A 17,603-nucleotide genomic window follows, 5' to 3' on the forward strand; every position below is an offset into this window, starting at 1 on the left:
CGGGCCCCCACCCGGCTGCTTGCGCTGAGCGGGTGTTTTTCTGCCGCCGCTCCGGTGTCACCGTGGTGCGCCGCCCGCCTGCCGGGCGACTGATTGGTCATGAAGAAGGATCAGTTCCTCACCCGGCGCCGGGTGCTGCTCGCCGGCGCCGCCGCACTGGGGGCGGCCGGCACCGCCGGGCTGTTCGCCCTGGGCGGCGCCGACGAGCCGGCCCCCTCGGCCGCCCCCGCCGCCGGCGCCCCGGTGCAGCCGTCGCGCAAGCCGTCCGCCTACCGGCTGCAGCCCCTGACCGGAGACGAGCCGCCGCGCGCCCTGCCGCCGCGCACGCCCGTGCGGAGCGAACCGCTGCTCAGCATGCCCGCACGCGGCCGCACCATGTACCTGACCTTCGACGACGGACCCGACCCGCGCTACACCCCGGACATCCTCGACACCCTGCGCGAGTACGACGTGCGGGCCACCTTCTTCGTGTGCGGCGAGATGGCCTCGTACAACAGGGACCTGCTGGCGCGCATGGCCGACGAGGGCCATGTCGTCGGCAACCACACCTGGACCCACCCGCTGCTCACCCAGCTCGACCGGGCGGAGATCCGCGACGAGATGGAGCGCACCAGCGACATCATCGAGGACACCTACGGCGAGCGCCCGCGCTGGTTCCGCGCCCCGTACGGCGCCTGGAACCGCGCCGCCTTCCAACTGGGCGCCGCGATGGGGATGGAGCCGCTGGCCTGGACGGTCGACACCGAGGACTGGACCACCCCCGGCACCAGGGCCATCGTCCGCGCCGTCGAGGACGGCGCCGGCCCCGGTGTCGTGGTGCTCTCGCACGACGCCGGCGGCGACCGCTCCCAGAGCGTGCGCGCGCTGCGCAGCTACCTGCCGCAACTGCTGGACTCCGGCTACCACCTCACCGTGCCGAGCCGGCCGTACGCGTAGGCCCTGTCGTTTGGATCATCCCGGCGTCGCGGGGCCTGGCACGCTCCCCCGAGCTCTGCGAGCAGGGGGCACCCCCACCGCGTTGTCGCCCTCCTCCGCCTTGCAGCTGCATGCACCAGACCCCGCTCGGGCCGGCCGAGAGGCGCCGTTTCTCACAGCCGGCCTGATCCAAACGCCAGGGCCTAGGCGGTCTCGCCCGGATCAGCGGGCAGGGCGGAGTCCATCCGTCCTGCCCGCTGTATTTGTTATGCCTCAACTCCCCTTGCAATATGCCCTCCTGTAATGGTGTGAGTTGCTCCACATGTCTATTGTGCCCTCGCGCCCTGCCATACCTCCGAGCAGCTCGGCCGGATAACTGACCGAAGTCCATGGTGGATTGGGGTCGGCCGGGGTTAAGGTGGCCCACCGGAGAAACAGGCTGAGTGCTCAACTCGGAATCTCGTGAGGGGTGGCGTTGTGTCTACGCGGTTGTCGGCGTCGGATTCACGCCCCCGGTGACGTTCACATCAGAACGCACATGCCCTCAAGGCCTCCTTCATCGCGCGCACTCTTCCGGCCGTTTCCCATGCGTTGATTCCCTTTCACCTCTGACCCTGATCCGGCTGTTGGCATCCCCGGAACAGGTCATTTCCTGTACCCATTCGGCAAGGAAAGTTGGAGAGATTGCTGACAAGACGGAAACGTCGGCGCGCTGTGCGCCGAATAGCGGGGGCCGTGGCATTGTTCATGGCCGCGGAGTGCCTGGGCGTCGCCGGGGAGGGCGTCGCCGGGGCACAGGTTCTGCCGGAAGAGACGTCCGTGGGCACGAAGACCCAGACCCAGACCCCGGCGTCCGCGGCCGACCTGGCGTCGGCGCGTCTGACGGCGCGGTTGCGGCATCGACGGGTCGAGGTCGAGTCGGCACGGACGGAGTCGTCGACGACCTGGGTGAACCCTGACGGCACCCTCACCACCGACGTGGCGTCGGGGCCCGTGCGCTTCAAGCAGAACGGTGCCTGGGTGGGCGTCGATCCCACGCTGGTCCTCGGGGCGGACGGCACGCCCGCGGCCCGGGCGCATCCACTGGGCCTGGAACTGGGCGGACGGTCTCCCGCCTCCGTGGCGGCGCGGCTGAAGTCGTCCCACGCCAAGCCGGGGGACGTGCAGGCCCCGGAGTCGTCGCTGGTGACGCTGGGACGTGGTGACCGGCAACTGGCCATGTCGTGGCGGGGTGTACTGCCCTCACCGTCCCTGGACGGCACCCGCGCGACCTACCGGGACGTGCTGACCGGCGGTGACCTGGTCGTGGAGGCGACCCGCACCGGGTTCGAGCAGTTCCTGGTGCTGAAGAACCGGGCCGCCGTGGACGCCTCCGGCCGGGTGACCCTGACCCTGCGGGCCAAGGGCCTGAAAGCATCCGCCCGGCCCGACGGCTCGGTCGTCTTCACCGACGCCAAGTCGGGCAGGAGCGCGGGGACACTGCCGGCACCCGTGATGTGGGACGCGGCAGTGAACGCCCGTACGGGAGAGCATCCGCACCGGGCGAAGGTCGCCACCCAGGTCTCCCAGCACGGGAGCTCCATCGACCTGTCCCTGATACCCGATCGGAGCTTCCTGGACGATCCGGGGACCAGGTTCCCGGTCACGGTCGACCCGGCGGTCGACCTCTCCAGCACCTTCGACACCTTCGTCCAGCAGGGCTACGGAGTCGACGAGTCGACCAGTACCGAGCTGAAGCTCGGCAACAACGGTTCCTCGCAGGTGGCCCGTTCGTTCCTGGAGTTCAACACCTCCGCGATCACCGGAGCGAAGATCGACTCCGCTTCCCTGAAGCTGTACGAGACGCATTCGTGGTCGTGCGCGGCGAGATCGTGGGACGTGTGGGAGACCGGGAAGGCCACCACCGCGACGCGATGGACCGCTCAGCCCGCCTGGAACAAGAAGTGGGCCACCTCCACGCAGACCAAGGGATACTCGTCCTCCTGCGCGGCCGGCTGGGTCTCCGCGGACGTGACCGCGCTGGCGCAGAAGTGGGCCGATGGCACGACGACCTCGAACACCCTGGGCATCCGCGCGTCGGACGAGACCGATGCGTACGGCTGGAAGCGTTTCAACTCCGGCAACGCGGCCTCGAACACGCCCTACCTCTCGGTGACCTACAACAGCCTCCCGTGGGCCTCGGCGCAGGCCGTCGCGCCGTCGTCGGTCAACGCCTACAACGGCAAGCGGTACGTCACCTCCCTGACCCCGACTCTCTCGGCGCAGGTGGGGGACCCGGGCGGCGCGGAGGTGCAGGGGCAGTTCGAGGTGACCCCCGACCCGGCCTACAACGACGCCGGTTCGTACACCTGGACCGGCACCTCGGCATCGGTGACCTCCGGCGAGACGGCCTCGCTCCCGGTGCCCTCGGCCAACGCCTTCCCGGCCGGCTCGCATCTCAGGTTCCGCGTGCGCGGGTACAACGGCAGAGCGTACGGAGCCTGGTCGGGCTACCAGCCTTTCGTCCTGAACACGGCCGCTCCGGCGGCACCGACCGTCACCTGTGACGCCTACGCGAAGGACGCGTGGTCGGCGAAGGCCTCGGGCGGGGCCAAGTGCACCTTCGACACCTCCTCCACCGACGGCAGGGGCTTCTCCTGGGGTCTGGACGACCCGAACACCCCGAAGCTCGTGGAGGACTCCACCGACGGCACCGGCGGTGACGCCCTCAGCGTCACGATCGATCCCGACGAGGGCAAGCACACGCTGTACGCCAAGACCGTCGACTCGGGTGGCAACGTCTCCACCACGACGACCGTCTACAGCTTCGCCGTCGGAGCGGACGGCGCCGCACTGATCGCCCCGGAGTCCGGGGCCAACACCGCTCGCCGGCTCCGCCTGTCGGCGCAGTCCAAGTCCTCCTACACGGGGGTCACCTACGAGTACCGGCGGGGCGAGACCGACACCTGGCACACCGTGCCGCAGAGCGACGTCACCAAGGCCTCGGACGGGTCCGCTGTGACCTGGCCGGTACCGGTCAGCAACGGCTTTCCGCCCGATCTGACGTGGAACATCACCACCTCGCTCAGCGAGGACGGACCCGTGGACGTGCGGGCCACGTTCACCGCCGGCACGGTCACGGGGCACTCCCAGACGAACACCGTCCTGGTCGACCGCAGTGCCGGAACCGCGCCCTCCGAGGACGTCGGGCCCGGCGAGGTGAATCTCCTCACCGGTGACTACACGCTGGCGGAGGACGACGCGTCGGAGTTCGAGCTGTCGGTCTCCCGCACCGCCTCCTCCCGTCGCCCGACGAACGGCAGCGCGCAGGAGGGGCAGGCGGCGATCTTCGGTCCCCAGTGGACCAACGCGAGCACCGCGGACGTCTCCGACAGCGACTGGGCGTATCTGCGCAAGATCTCCTCCAGCTCGGTCGCCGTGGTGGACATCGACGGTGACCAGACCGGCTTCACCGCCACCGCGTCCGGCGGCTGGAAGCCCGAGCCGGGCGCCGAGGACCTGACGCTCACCGGATCACTGAGCGGATCGTTCACCCTCAAGGACACCGAGGGCACCACTGCCACGTTCGCCAAGATCGACCCGTCGGCGACGACGTGGCAGGTGGTCAGCACGGCGCTGCCCACCGGTGACTCGACGACGAGGATCAAGTACGAGCAGGTGACGGTCGGCGGCAAGCTGCTCGCCCGGCCCAAGTACATGATCGCCCCGACCTCCGCCGTCGCGAGCACGACCTGCGAGACGGCACCGGTCACCAAGGGCTGCCGGGTCCTGGAGTACGTGTACGCCACCTCCACCACGGCCACCGCCACCACCCTGGGCGACTTCGCCAACCAGGTGAAGCAGGTCCGCGTGTGGGCCACCGATCCGGGAGCCTCCGCGGCGACCGCGGTGGCCGTCGCCCAGTACTCCTACGACAGCGAGGGCCGGCTCAGGGAGACCTGGGACCCGCGGATCACTCCGGCGCTGAAGACGAGCTATGGCTACGACAGCGCGGGCCGGGTCACCACGCTCACTCCGCCCGGAGAGCTGCCGTGGACGTTCAGCTACGGCAAGGCGGGGAACGCCGCCACCGCCGGCGACGGCATGCTGCTGTCCGTCTCCCGGCCGACCCTGAAGCAGGGTTCCGCCACGGAGACCGATGGCGGCACGGCCAGCGCCACGATCGTCTACGACGTGCCGCTCGCCGGATCCGGGGCTCCGTACCAGATGGGCGCGACGGATGTGGCCAAGTGGGGCCAGGTCGACGCTCCCACCGATGCCACCGCCGTCTTCCCGGCCGACTCCGTTCCCGCCTCGCACGACGGCACCGCCGTCCCGGCGACCGGCTATGCCCGGGCCTCGATCACCTATGCGGACGCCTCCGGACGCGAGGTCAACAGCGCCGACCCGGGTGGCCACATCGACGCCACCGAGTACGACCGGTACGGCAACGAGGTGCGGGAACTCACCGCGGCCAACAGGTCCTTGGCGCTGGCCTCCTCGGGCAGTGCGCTGACCCGGCTGAACCAGCTCGGCATCGGGGGCCTGGCCACCGCGGACCGGGCCCAGCAGCTCGCCACGGTCACGGTGTACAGCGCGGACGGGCAGCGTGAACTGGAGTCCCTTGAGCCCCTCCACATGGCCGTCGTGACCGCCGACGTCCGAGCGGCCGACGGATCGATCGCCGTGCCGGCCGGGACGCCGGCTCCGGTGCGCGAGCACACCGTGACCAGCTTCGACGAGGGCCGTCCGGCGGATGCCGCGGTCTCCGACCTGCCCACGACCGTGAAGGTCGGGGCGCGGCTGAGCGGGTTTCCCTCCGACGCGGACGTGCGGACGTCCAAGATGGAGTACGACTGGGCGACGGGTCTCCCCGTGAAGACGATCGACGACCCGGGTGGGAAGAACATCGTCAAGACCATGGCCTATGACGCGGAAGGCCGCATCAAGAAGGTCACCGCTCCCATGTCGAACGGAGCGGACGCGGGCACCACGCTCACCTCGTACTGGACCGCGACGGGAACCGGACCGTGCTCGGGCCGCCCCGAATGGGCCGACCTGACCTGTTCCGTGGGCCCGGCCGGAGCCATCACCGGGGGTGGAAGCAACCCTGCCTCCCTGCCGTCCGCGACCACCGAGTACGACCGCTGGGGCGACCCGGCGACCGTCACGGTGACCGCCAACGGTGTCACCCGTACGACGGTCAACACGAGGGACGCCGCCGGCCGTGTGACGGCGGTCGAGACGACCGGCGGAATCGGCACGCCAGTCCCGCCGACCACCACCACCTACGACCCGGACACGGGCGAGGTGGCGACGGTCACTTCGGCAGGACAGACCCTCACCTACGTCCAGGACAAGCTGGGCCGGCAGATCTCGTACGACGACGGCCAGGGCAACACCACCACGACCGAGTACGACGCTCTCGGCAGGCCGGTGAAGACCTCCGACTCGGCCCCCTCCACCACCACCTACAGCTACGACACCACGAAGGAACCGCGCGGTCTGCCGACCTCGCTCACCGACTCGGTGGCCGGCACCTTCAGCGCCGGCTACGACGAGGACGGCGAAATCGCCACCGAGCATCTGCCGGGCGGCATCACCCTCTCCGTCACCGAGGACGAGACGGGCTCCGACACCTCCCGGACCTACACCCGGGACTCGGACGGCAGCGTCGTGCTCGCGGACGGCGCCGAGGAGTCCGTCCACGGCCAGACCGTGCACCAGGTCAGCACGGCCGGTGCGACGACCGATCAGCAGTTCGGCTATGACAGCCTCGGCAGGCTCGTCCGCGCCGACAACACCGCGCCGGACAACACCTGCACCCGGCACTCCTACACCTTCGACAACAACACCAACCGGACCGGACTCGACACCTCCACAGCGGCTCCCGGTACGCCGTGCACCAGTGCCGGAGCCACCACGACGACGACCGCCTACGACAGCGCCGATCGCCTCATCGCGGCAGGCGTGACCTACGACGCCTTCGGCCGGACGACCACGCAGGCGGGCGGCTCCAGCCTGGCGTACTACACCAACGACCTGGTGCGGCAGCAGACCGCCGACGGACAGCGCCAGACCTGGAACCTGGACGCCGCCGGACGCCTCGGCGCCTGGACGGTGGAGTCCCAGAACGCCGACGGCAGCTGGACCCGGACCGGGTCGAAGACCAACCACTACGGCGACGACGGAGACGAGCCCACCTGGACTCTCGAAGACGCCGTCACCCACTCCATCACCCGCGACGTCGAAGACCTGGACAACGACCTGGCCGCGATCACCAGCGCCACCGGTGACATCGTGCTCCAGCTCACCGACCTGCACGGCGACGTCCGCGTGCAGTTGCCCCTCGACACGAGCCAGAGCCCGACGGTGCTGGACTCCGACGAGTACGGCATCCCGCGCGACGGGCAGGCGAGGACACGCTACGGATGGCTCGGCGCCGAGCAGCGGTCGGCCGAGACGCTCACCGGCATCATCCTCATGGGTGTCCGCCTGTACGACCCCACCCTCGGCCGCTTCCTCTCCATCGACCCGGTCGCCGGCGGCAACGCCAACGCGTACGAGTACTGCTCCGCGGATCCCGTCAACTGCTTCGACCTCGACGGCAGGTTCGGCTGGGGCAAGTTCTTCGACCGGGTCGGGACGGGACTGTCCATCGCCGGAGCCTTCGGCTGTGGCCCCTGTGCGGCAGGGGCGGCCGTCATCGGCGGAGCCCGTGGCATCTACAAGGTGACCCACGGGGACCGGTCGGGGTGGATAGACATCGCCGGCAGTGCCTTCTACGGTGGGGCGAAAGCAGCGAAGTGGGGCGGCAAGCTGATGAAGTCGCGCCGCATCGCCAAGAACCCCAAGGGCGTCAAGGGCAAGGGGAACAAGAGAGGACCGGCGCGGAAACACAAACGCGCACGCTCGAAGGCGGCGAAGAAGCACAAGCGTCACCACCGCAAGGTCGTGCACCGAGCCGACAAGATAGACAAGTGGTACGGCAACGGCAGCCTTGTCTATGGCCTGTACGGCGAGTACAGCGACTACAAGGCCAGTAAGAAGCACCACCACAAGAAGAAGAAGCACAAGAAGAAGCACAAGAGGAAGAAGCACCACTAGTGACCGCAGGACACGTCACCGGGCGCCTGGGTCGCATGGCTCCCGCAGCCGACCGGCTGGCCGCCGGTCTGATCGACCGGCTCGCCGCCCGGTTCGGTGCGGAAGGCGCCCCGCCGGTGCTCGGTGACGTGTCCCTGGCGCGAACCCGGATCGCCGCCAAGTCCGGAAGGATGTCCACCACGACGATGCAGGCCTGGGGGACTCTTGAGGAGTTCTACCAGTTCACCGCATGGTTGTGGTTCGTCCTGGCCATCGTGTCAGGGGCCGTGCTGACGGCGGCACACCTCGTCGTCCCCTCGGGATGGTGGCTCACCGTCGCCGACGCCCTCGGCGTCCCGTGGCTCTGTCTGTGCTCGGGATTCTTCGCCAGTCGGCTCGTGGTCGCCACAGCGGCGGGCACGGCGGTCAAGCGGCAGCACGCCGGGGCGCGGCGCGCGCGGGTGGTGAACCGTTTCGTGGAGACTCCCGCCGTGGTGTGGCTGGCGCTGGCCTTCGTTCCGGTGTGGGCCCTCGCCGTCTTCGCCACCTGACGCGGCGCACGAAAGCGCCTGGGGCAAGAGCCTTCGCCCGCCGGCCGGGTGCCGCTCAGCGGACCTCGGCCAGGCGGGCGAAGACCACGACATTGCCGTCGTAGCCGTTCTTCTTGGAAAAACCGCCCCCGCAGGTGATGACCCGCAGTTCCGCGGCTCCCTTGGACGCGTACACGCGGTCGCCGGGGAAGTCGCTTTTGGCGAACACCTCGACGCCGTAGATCTCGAACACCGCCGTCTTTCCGTCCTGGCGGTGCACCTCGACGCGGTTTCCCTTTTTCAGCGCGCCCAGCCCGTAGAACACGGCCGGGCCCTGTTTGTTGTCGACATGGCCGACGATGACCGCCGTCCCCTTTTCCCCGGGCGAGACGGCCCCGGTGAACCAGCCGGCCAGATTCGGGTCCTCCGGGGGCGGTGCGTCGACCCAGCCGTCCGCGTCCAGACCGACCGGCGTCACCGGCGCGTCGACCGAGATCGCCGGGATGCGCACCCGGTCGGCCATCGAGAAGGCCAGCGGCTCCGGCGCCCGGGCGAGGCCCCCCTGGGCGCTGCGGCTGTCCGCGGCCGCCGCCGACGCCGGCTGGGGCGGGCCCACGTCGAACTCCCCGGAACCGTTGCGAATGAGCGCGAGACCGGTGAGCAGAACCAGCGCTATCACGCCCCAGGGGGCGCGCTTCCTGCGCCGCTCCTCCTCCTCGGCCAGTTCGGACAGCTCGGACGCAGACATTCGCCATCCCCTTTCGACACGGCCGTCGCCGCGTCACGGTGCGCATGGAAGAAACGCTAAGTGCGGTGGGCGCGAGCGGCGAGGAGGCCGCAGCGAACGGGTGGCGTGCTTTCCTTGTGTGCGCCATCCGTGGCGCCGCGCGGAGGTGACTTTCTGACGGTCCGTGACCTGCGGCGATATCCGGCCGCGCGCATGTCGGGCGGTGTGCCGTCTCACCGGTACGGACCATCCCCGAAATGCGGCGGCGTGCGCGGCATCCGAGGGTTTTTCCGGGAGACGCTTTCTCGCCGATCGACCGGGGACGGGTCCCGGGGTGTCTTCCGCGGAGGATCACATGCGCAACTCTCGTGCCCTGGCGGCCACGGCCGCCGCGGTCGCCGCACTCGGCCTCGCCGCCCCCACGGCCGCCGCGCGGGACGGCATGAACATCAACCCGAGCAACATCGTCGCCCTGCCCAGCGTCATCGCCCGCGGCGGGCAGCTCACCATCACCGTCGACGGCTGCCCGTCCGGCGGCACGGCGACCTCGGACGCGTTCCGGCCCACACCGCTGACGCCGATCAACGGCGCCAACCGGACGGCCAGGGGCACCGCGACGATCGACCGGGAGGCACGCCCCGGCTCGCACCCCATCACGGTCAACTGCAACGGCAGGACCCTGACCAACCCGGCCGCCTTCAGCGTCATCGGCGGCGTCCGCGGCGGCCTGGGCGGCAGCAGCTCCAGCGGCGCCACGCCCACCGACATGGCCATCGGCGGCGGGCTCGTGGCCGCGGCCGTCATCGGCGGCGGGGTGTTCTGGCTGCGGCGCCGTTCCGAGAAGCACATCTGAGCGCCGTTCCGCCGTCCGTCCCGCCGCCCGCTCGCACCGCGCACGCCGCCAGGGCCTCGCCCCGGACCCCGCCGGGTACCGGGGCGCGGCCCGTTCCGGCTGCCGTTCCGGCTGCCGGTGCCAGCGGCCGTTCACGCCGCGGGTGTCAGCCGCGGTTCCGGCTTCCGGTGTCAGCCGCCGTTCACGCCGCCCACGTCACCTCGACGCCGGGCGAAGAAGTACGCCGTACCGGCCGCACCCGCGATCAGTGCCACCCCCAGCCCGATCTCCCCGGCGTCGAACCCGCCGGCGCTGCCGCCCTCACCGGCGTGCACCCCGCGCGGCACGGTCGGCCCCAACGGCTCCGGCGTCGGCCGCCCCCCGGAGATGGTCAGCCCCGTCGACCCGCTCACCCCGTCGCAGGTGAACGTCACCTGGTAGACCGCGCCCGGACGGGCGTCCCAGTCGACCGTGGCCGTGGCCGACGACCGGCGCGGCGCGATGGTGACCGTGTCGAACACACCCGAGGAGACGGTGACCGAGCCCCGGCAGCCCCCGTGGTCGCGGTCGACCTGGAGGGCGACCTGCCCACCGGCGGCGACCGTCGAGGGCACGACGGCGAAGCCGAACGGGGTGATGCCGGCGGCGTCGCTCTTGGCGACGGCGGCCGGCGCGGTCAGGGCGAGGGCGCCCAGGCCCAGCAGTGCGGCAGAAGCGACGCGTATCGCGCGCATGGAGTGCCTCCGGTCCCGAGGAGCAGCCGCGGGGATCTGCCCCGCATGCACACACATGCGCCTCGTCGAACCGAAACGCTAGGAACGGGGGTACGCCTGCGCGATCGCAGTAGCGCGAACGGGTCAACCGTGTGGGCCGCCCGGGTGACGGCATGACCCCGTCCGGGGGACACCGGCGGCGCGGCGTCCCCGTCCCTGGGGTGAACGGGGACTCCCGGCCGGCCCTCAGCCCCGGGCGTGCGGGAAGAGGTTCAGCAGCGGTTCCATCGACGCGGCCGTGTCCCGGCTGTACGGGGCGTCGAAGTCCCAGATCAGGAACAGCAGGAAGGCGATCAGGGCGGAGAAGAGGCCCGCGAGGACCAGTTCCCGCGGGGTGCGGCGGATCTGCAGCGCGAAGACCATGCCGATCGTCACCATGGCCCCCGTGATCAGCCCGAACCACACCACACCCGGCATCGTCGGCGAGGTGGCGTTCGCCCGGGCGGTGCGCGCCTCGTCGGCCGCGGTGACCTGGTCGAGCAGCGGCTGGTAGGCCTGGGCCTCGAAGTCGTTGCGCGGCTGGTAGTCGGTGAGGTCGTGGCGGACCTGCTGGAGCAGCCGGTCGCCGCGTCCGGTCGTCTCCCCGTGCTCCTCCATCGCCTTCCACTCCTTGGTGACGACGTGTCCGACATAGGCGTTGACATCCGCCCGGATCCGGTCACGGACGTCCACGGGGTAGACCCGGACCCGCTGGTCGATCTCGTGCAGCGCCTGTGCCTCCGCCTGCACATGGTCCTGGGCGGCGCTGCGGGCCTCCCACACGCCCGCGATGGCCAGGCCCAGAACGATGGCGTAGACCACGCCGATCCACATGGTCATGTACTCGATGACGTCTGGGGTCTCACTGGTGTCCTCGTCGTCGGCCGCCCTCTTGTGACGGACGAGCGTGATGACGACCACGACGACACAGGCGGCCAGCATCGCGAGGATGAGAACAAGCCATTCCGGCAAGGGAGATACCTCCAGGGCTCAGCGCGGACGGAGCGCGGCGACGGCCACGATCGCGGGCGCGGTGATGAGCAGGACATAGGTGACCGGCGAGACGCGGTGCTGAGGCTGCCGCCGGGGCGGCGCCGCGTGGTAGCGCGGATAGCTGACCGGGGTCGCCGACGGCCGCGGAGCCGGCGGGGGCGTCGGGCTCGGCTTCGGGGTCGGGCTGGGGGGCGGCGGAGGAGCCGGTGCCGGGCGCACGGGCGCGGGCCTGGGTGCCGGCGGTTTCGGGGCCGGTGGCGTGGGCCGCGGCTTCGGCGGCGGTGGGGGCGCCGGGCCTCGGCGGGGGCGGCGGCGGTTCGGGGACCGGCGGCGGGGGTGGCGGCGGTGGCGTCGGGCTGGGCGTGGGAGTCGGGGTGGGGGTCGGAGTCGGTGAGCACCCCGGCAGGACGGGCCAGTCGGGACTGCCGGCCACCGCCACCGCCGTCACCCCGTCCGGTCCGGTCGAGGCGTAGGCGCAGGCGTCGGCCGCCGCCGTCCCGGCCGGCGTGCCGACGAGCAGCCAGGTCAGGGCCACCGCGGCCAGCACCCGTGCGCCGGCGGCGGATCGGGTCGGTTCGGGTCCATGCACGACGGAGATCATGAGGTCCGCCGGCCCCCGCCATGCCCGGCCGGCGGCCGATTGCTCCGAAGGAGGGACAGCGGGCGGCGTGGCGCCTCGCGGCGCTGACGCTCGTACGTACGGCCAGGCGCACGCGCGTACGGGCTGCGGAATAACTCGTTCCGCAAAGAATTCCGCTCCGCCGTTGAACACACCCGCACCCCTCGTGCGTACCCAAGGCCGTGCGGCGGCCCAGCAGGGCGCTGCAACAGTCTTGTGAACGTGGGGAGTTGACGATGAAGACCTCCTGGCGGAGCGCCTCGCTCGCGGCGGGTGCCGTGGCCGTCCTGGCGCTGACGACGGCGTGCGGTCAAGGTGACGGCTCAGCCAAGGCGGCCAGCCAGAACGTCGGTGCCACGGCTCCGGTCGGCGGCTACGGCAGCACCGGCGGCGGGTACGGCATCGGCAACGGGTCCACCACCGACCAGAGCGCGGCGGCGCAGGCGCGGCCGGCGCCCGCGGGCAAGCTCGCCGTCACCGACAACGCCGAACTGGGCAAGGTGCTCACCGACGGCTCCGGACGCACGCTGTACCGCTTCGACGAGGACACGGCCGAGCCGTCCAAGTCGACCTGCGACGGCGACTGCGCCAAGGCGTGGCCGCCCGTACCCGCGGACGACGTCACCGCCGGTGCCGGCATCGAGCCGTCCGAGCTCGGCGAGGTCACCCGCGCCGACGGCACCAAGCAGCTCACCATCGGCGGCTGGCCGGCCTACCGCTACGCCAAGGACACCGCGGCGGGCGAGGTCAAGGGGCAGGGCGTCAAGGGCAAGTGGTTCGCGCTCGCCCCCGACGGAAAGAAGGCGAAACTCGCCGATCTGCCCGGTCTGTCCGTCCGCAAGGACCCCAACCTCGGCGACATCGTCGTCGACCGCAACGGCATGACGGTCTACCGCTTCCTGAAGGACCAGGCCTGGCCCAAGCCGGTCTCCGCCTGCACCGGCGCCTGCCTGGAGAAGTGGCCGGTCGTCGAGCCCGTCGCCGCCGACGACACCAAGGGCGTGAAGAAGAAGGGCCTGATGAGCTTCACCCGCCCCGACGGGGCCAAGCAGCAGACCGTCAACTGCTGGCCCGTCTACACGTTCTCCGGTGACAAGGCGCCCGGGGACATCAACGGTCAGGGCGTCGGCGGCACCTGGTACGCCGTCGCACCCGACGGAAAGCCGGTCGGCGTGCCGAAGAAGTAACGGTTCACACCTCCCCAGGGGTGACCGCCCTCCCCCGGGCGGCACGCACGGCCCCGGTCCGCCCCCTCCGCACCGCACGGAGGGGGCGGACCGCTGTGCGCGGCCCCCGGTACCCTGCCCAGGGTCCCGCCGGGCGCGGTAGTACCGTGGCGCGGCGCCGAGCGGGCACGTGCCGCAGGCAGTGACCGGGAACGGACGGTCAATTTCCGGTTCTGCTCGCTACTTGACCCGACGATCAGTAGCCTCTGCTCGAACACCGGATCGCCTACGCCTTGGAGAGATGGATGGAGCGTCCCGCTTGGGCTCCCCGAAGCATCGACATCTCGGTGCCGAGCGTCTCGCGCATCTACGACTACTACCTGGGCGGTTCGCACAACTTCGAGGTGGACCGGGAGGCCGCCCGCAGGGCCATGGAGTTCCTGCCGGGCATGCCCAAGATCATGCAGGCGAACCGCGCGTTCATGCGCCGGGCCGTGCGCTTCGCCGTCGACGAGGGCATCACGCAGTTCCTCGACATCGGCTCCGGCATCCCCACCTTCGGCAACGTCCACGAGGTCGCCCAGGCCGCCCGCCCCGGCGCACACGTCGTCTACGTCGACCACGACCCGGTGGCCGTCGCGCACAGCCAGGCGGTCCTCGACGGCAACGACGACGCCGACGTCGTCGCCGCCGACCTGCGCAAGCCCCAGGAGATCCTCCGCAGCCCGCAGGTGGAGCGGCTGATCGACCTGAACCGGCCGGTCGCGCTGCTGCTCGTTGCCATACTGCACTTCGTGGAGGACGAGGACGACCCGTACGCGGCGGTGGCCGAACTGCGCGACGCGCTCGCGCCCGGCAGCCTGCTGGTGCTCACGCATGCCTCGTACGAGGGAATCCCGCTGCCTCCCGGGCGGGCAGAGGGTGCGGTGGACGTGTACAAGGACATTCGCAACCCGTTGGTCATGCGCTCGCGCGACGAGATCGCGCGGTTCTTCGAGGGGTACGAGATGGTGGAACCGGGACTGGTGCCGATGCCGGTGTGGCGGCCCGAGACGGCACCGGAGGACGAGGACCCGTACGGCTTCTCCGGTTTCGCCGGCGTGGGGCGTACGGCGTGACCGCGGAACCGGACGGCCCGGAGGACAGACTGCGCCGGTTCGCGACGATCTGGACCCGGGCCGTGTTCCCGGTGACCTCGACGTCGGCGACCCGGCCGGAGTTCGAGGAGCAACTGCTGCCGCTGGCCCGGCGGCTGAGCCGGGCGCTGGCGGCGCCCGCGTTCGACGCGGAGGAGGGCCGGTCGATCGGCGGCGCGCTGGTCGCCGCGCACTGCACCGACCCCGACGCCCTCAGCCGCACCCTGGACTGCGTCGACGCCTATCTGGTGCTCTACTGCGGCGGCGACGGCGACCCGGAGGAACTGCGCACCCGCTGCTCCCGGCTGCAGCACGCCATGGCCGCCGGCTACGCGCAGGCCCTGCGCGAGCGCACGCTGACCGAGCAGGAGGCCATCGCGCAGGCGGCGCTCAAGGCCCAGGGCGTGGTGGCGCAGGCGCTGCACGCCAGCGAGGCCCGCTTCCGCGCGGTGTTCGAGGGCGCCGCCATAGGGATCGGCATCGCCGACCTCGACGGCAACATACTGCAGGTCAACGGCGCCCTGGTGCGCATGTTCGGCGGCAGTGAGCAGGCGGTGCGCGGCCGCAACGTCAAGGAGTGGACGCACGCCGAGGACGCCCCGCAGGTGTGGCGGCTGTACGACGAGCTGGTGCGCGGCGACCGCGAGCACTACCACGTGGAGAAGGCCTTCTACCGTCCCGACGGAACGGTCCTGTGGACCAACCTGACGGTCTCCCTGCTGCGCGACGCCGACGGCGAGCCGCAGTACCAGCTGGCGCTGATGGAGGACACCACCGAGCGCCGCCTGCTCAACCTGCGGCTGCGCTACGAGGCCACGCACGACGCGCTGACCGGACTGCCCAACCGCACGCTGTTCTTCGAGCGGCTGGAGAAGGTCCTCGGCAAGGGCGAGCACGCCCGCTTCGGCCTGTGCTACCTCGACCTGGACGGCTTCAAGACGATCAACGACAGCCTCGGCCACGCGGCCGGCGACCGGCTGCTCGTCGAGGTCGCCGACCGGCTGCAGTCCTGCGCGACCGCGCCCGGCGAGATGGTGGCCCGGCTCGGCGGCGACGAGTTCGTGGCGCTGACCACCGGCCCCGACAGCCGCCGCGAGGTCGACGAGCTGGCCGCCCGCATCATGAACGCCCTGCTCGCGCCCGTGCGCATCGACGGCCGGGAGCTGACCGTGCGCGGCAGCATCGGCATCGTCGAGGGCGCCGCCGGGGAGCGCAGCGCGGCGGAGGTGCTGCGCAGCGCCGACATCACCATGTACCGGGCCAAATCGGCCGGCGGCAACCGCTTCGAGCTGGCCGACCCGGAGGCCGACGCCCGCGCCATCACCCGGCACGGGCTCACCACCGCGCTTCCCGCCGCCCTGGAACGCGGCGAGTTCTTCATCGAGTACCAGCCGCTGGTGCACCTCGGCGACGGCAGCGTGCGCGGCGCGGAGGCGCTGGTGCGCTGGCTGCACCCGCAGCACGGGGTGCTCGGCCCCGACCGGTTCATCCCGCTCGCCGAGCACACCGGGCTGATCGTGCCGCTGGGCCGCTGGGTGCTGGACCAGGCGGTGCGCCAGGCCCGCGAGTGGCGCGAACGCAACGCGGCCGAGGGCGCGCTGCGCATCAACGTCAACCTCTCGCCCTGCCAGCTCACCCACCCCGGGCTGGTCCAGGACACCGTGGACATCCTGGAGCGGGCCGGCGTGGAACCCGACGCGCTGTGCCTGGAGGTCACCGAGTCGGCCCTGATCGGCGCCGACGACGACCTGCTCAAGCCGCTGCGCCGGCTGGCCGAGATGGGCGTGGACATCGCCCTGGACGACTTCGGCACGGGCTACTCGAACCTGGCGAACCTGCGCCGGCTGCCGGTCAGCGTCCTGAAGCTGGACCGCTCCTTCACCCAGGGCATGCAGCAGTTCCCGGCGGACCCCGTCGACCTGAAGATCGTCGAGGGCATCGTCTCGCTCGCGCACAGCCTCGACCTCGCGGTCACCGTCGAGGGCGTGGAGACCGGCGCGCAGGCCGAGCAGCTGCGGATACTGGGCTGCGACACCGCGCAGGGCTGGTACTACGCCCGCCCGGGCCCACCGGAGCGGCTGCACGAACTGGCCATGGCGGACGCGACGGGGTGAGGTCTGTGGACGTGCGGCGTTTGGACCTGGGCTACTTCGTGCGCCCGGCGTCGGAGACCGGCACCGGCCTGCCGCGCGTGGAGCCGGTCCTGGCGTATCTGGTGCGCGACGAGCGGGGACCGATCCTGTTCGACACCGGGATCGGGGCGGCGAGCCCTGAGACCGAGGCCCACTACCGCCCCCGCCGCCGAGGCCTGCGCGAGGCCCTGGCGGCGGCCGGCCTGACCCCGCGGGACATCTCCCTCGTCGTCAACTGCCACCTCCACTTCGACCACTGCGGCGGCAACCCGCTCTTCGCCGGCACGCCCGTGGTCGTCCAGGACGTGGAGCTGGCCACGGCCCGCGCGGGCGACTACACCTTCGAGGAGCTGGTCGACTTCCCGGGCGTGAGGTACGAGGAACTGGCGGGCGAGGCGGAGATCCGCCCCGGGGTGTGGATCGTCCCGACGCCCGGGCACACCGAGGGCCACCAGTCCCTGGTGGTGCGCCGCGGCGACGGCACGGTGGTGCTCGCCGGCCAGGCCCACGACTTCGCCTCCGAGTACGCCTCGGACCACCTGGCCCGCGAGGCGGCCCGGGACGGCGTGGAACCGCCCCTGCCCCCGTACCGCCCCTGGCTGGACCGCCTCGCGGCCTTCGACCCCCGCCGGGTCCTCTTCGCCCACGACCTCTCGGTCTGGGAGCCACCCCGAGCCCCCTGACGCGCGCGCCTGAAAGGGGCGCGGGGAACTGCGCGACCAGCCACCGACAACCC

The 17,603-nt window shown here is 71.4% G+C and carries 11 protein-coding genes; 8 read left to right on the top strand and 3 right to left on the bottom strand.

The genetic code is table 11. The features are described from left to right. Positions 1–99: 99 nt before the first annotated feature. From C3489_RS16410 to C3489_RS16425, 3 genes are all read left to right on the top strand, one after another. Positions 100–936, top strand: coding sequence for a polysaccharide deacetylase family protein (locus C3489_RS16410; protein ID WP_103782571.1), 837 nt, complete (start codon positions 100–102; stop codon positions 934–936). A gap of 798 nt (positions 937–1,734) precedes the next feature. Beyond that, complete coding sequence (locus C3489_RS16420) at positions 1,735–8,001, top strand: DNRLRE domain-containing protein (RefSeq protein ID WP_181139696.1); 6,267 nt, start codon at positions 1,735–1,737, stop codon at positions 7,999–8,001. A 35-nt stretch (positions 8,002–8,036) separates the two neighbouring features. Continuing rightward, the gene (locus C3489_RS16425; protein WP_146075324.1) at positions 8,037–8,531 is read left to right on the top strand and encodes a hypothetical protein; all 495 of its coding nucleotides are present in this window, start codon (positions 8,037–8,039) and stop codon (positions 8,529–8,531) included. Positions 8,532–8,586: 55 nt separating this feature from the next. Here the strand turns inward: C3489_RS16425 and C3489_RS16430 are convergent, their stop codons facing one another. After that, entirely contained in the window at positions 8,587–9,258 is a 672-nt protein-coding gene (locus tag C3489_RS16430) for a class F sortase (protein WP_103782574.1), read from the bottom strand. A 334-nt stretch (positions 9,259–9,592) separates the two neighbouring features. Between C3489_RS16430 and C3489_RS16435 the strand changes: the two genes are divergently transcribed. Next, positions 9,593–10,090, top strand: a complete 498-nt coding sequence (locus tag C3489_RS16435) for a hypothetical protein (RefSeq protein WP_181139697.1) — start codon at positions 9,593–9,595, stop codon at positions 10,088–10,090. Positions 10,091–10,260: 170 nt separating this feature from the next. Here C3489_RS16435 and C3489_RS16440 read toward each other — a convergent pair whose 3' ends face one another. Both C3489_RS16440 and C3489_RS16445 read right to left on the bottom strand, forming a co-directional pair. Continuing rightward, a complete protein-coding gene (locus tag C3489_RS16440) occupies positions 10,261–10,803 on the bottom strand; it encodes a hypothetical protein (RefSeq protein ID WP_103782576.1) in 543 nt (180 codons plus the stop codon). A 225-nt stretch (positions 10,804–11,028) separates the two neighbouring features. Beyond that, a complete protein-coding gene (locus tag C3489_RS16445; protein ID WP_103782577.1) occupies positions 11,029–11,793 on the bottom strand; it encodes a DUF4239 domain-containing protein in 765 nt (254 codons plus the stop codon). Positions 11,794–12,669: 876 nt separating this feature from the next. Between C3489_RS16445 and C3489_RS16455 the strand changes: the two genes are divergently transcribed. The 4 genes from C3489_RS16455 (at position 12,670) to C3489_RS16470 (ending at position 17,550) form a co-directional block, all read left to right on the top strand. Further along, positions 12,670–13,620, top strand: a complete 951-nt coding sequence (locus C3489_RS16455) for an SCO0930 family lipoprotein (RefSeq protein ID WP_103782578.1) — start codon at positions 12,670–12,672, stop codon at positions 13,618–13,620. Between the two features lie 284 nt (positions 13,621–13,904). Then, positions 13,905–14,717, top strand: coding sequence for an SAM-dependent methyltransferase (locus tag C3489_RS16460; protein ID WP_103782579.1), 813 nt, complete (start codon positions 13,905–13,907; stop codon positions 14,715–14,717). Further along, positions 14,714–16,849 (top strand): bifunctional diguanylate cyclase/phosphodiesterase, encoded by a 2,136-nt coding sequence (locus tag C3489_RS16465; protein ID WP_103782580.1) that lies wholly within the window; start codon positions 14,714–14,716, stop codon positions 16,847–16,849. The genes C3489_RS16460 and C3489_RS16465 overlap by 4 nt, the downstream gene beginning before the upstream one ends. A gap of 5 nt (positions 16,850–16,854) precedes the next feature. Beyond that, complete coding sequence (locus tag C3489_RS16470) at positions 16,855–17,550, top strand: N-acyl homoserine lactonase family protein (RefSeq protein ID WP_258054716.1); 696 nt, start codon at positions 16,855–16,857, stop codon at positions 17,548–17,550. Positions 17,551–17,603: the final 53 nt, after the last annotated feature.

The organism is Streptomyces sp. Ru71, assembly GCF_002920535.1.
GTDB lineage: Bacteria > Actinomycetota > Actinomycetes > Streptomycetales > Streptomycetaceae > Streptomyces.

Bases quoted from the DNA above. Each gene is read 5' to 3' on its own strand.
- C3489_RS16435 (WP_181139697.1), top strand. From the start codon at position 9,593: ATGCGCAACTCTCGTGCCCTGGCGGCCACGGCCGCCGCGGTCGCCGCA.
- C3489_RS16460 (WP_103782579.1), top strand. From the start codon at position 13,905: ATGGAGCGTCCCGCTTGGGCTCCCCGAAGCATCGACATCTCGGTGCCG.
- C3489_RS16430 (WP_103782574.1), bottom strand. From the start codon at position 9,258: ATGTCTGCGTCCGAGCTGTCCGAACTGGCCGAGGAGGAGGAGCGGCGC.
- C3489_RS16440 (WP_103782576.1), bottom strand. From the start codon at position 10,803: ATGCGCGCGATACGCGTCGCTTCTGCCGCACTGCTGGGCCTGGGCGCC.
- C3489_RS16410 (WP_103782571.1), top strand. From the start codon at position 100: ATGAAGAAGGATCAGTTCCTCACCCGGCGCCGGGTGCTGCTCGCCGGC.
- C3489_RS16455 (WP_103782578.1), top strand. From the start codon at position 12,670: ATGAAGACCTCCTGGCGGAGCGCCTCGCTCGCGGCGGGTGCCGTGGCC.
- C3489_RS16425 (WP_146075324.1), top strand. From the start codon at position 8,037: ATGGCTCCCGCAGCCGACCGGCTGGCCGCCGGTCTGATCGACCGGCTC.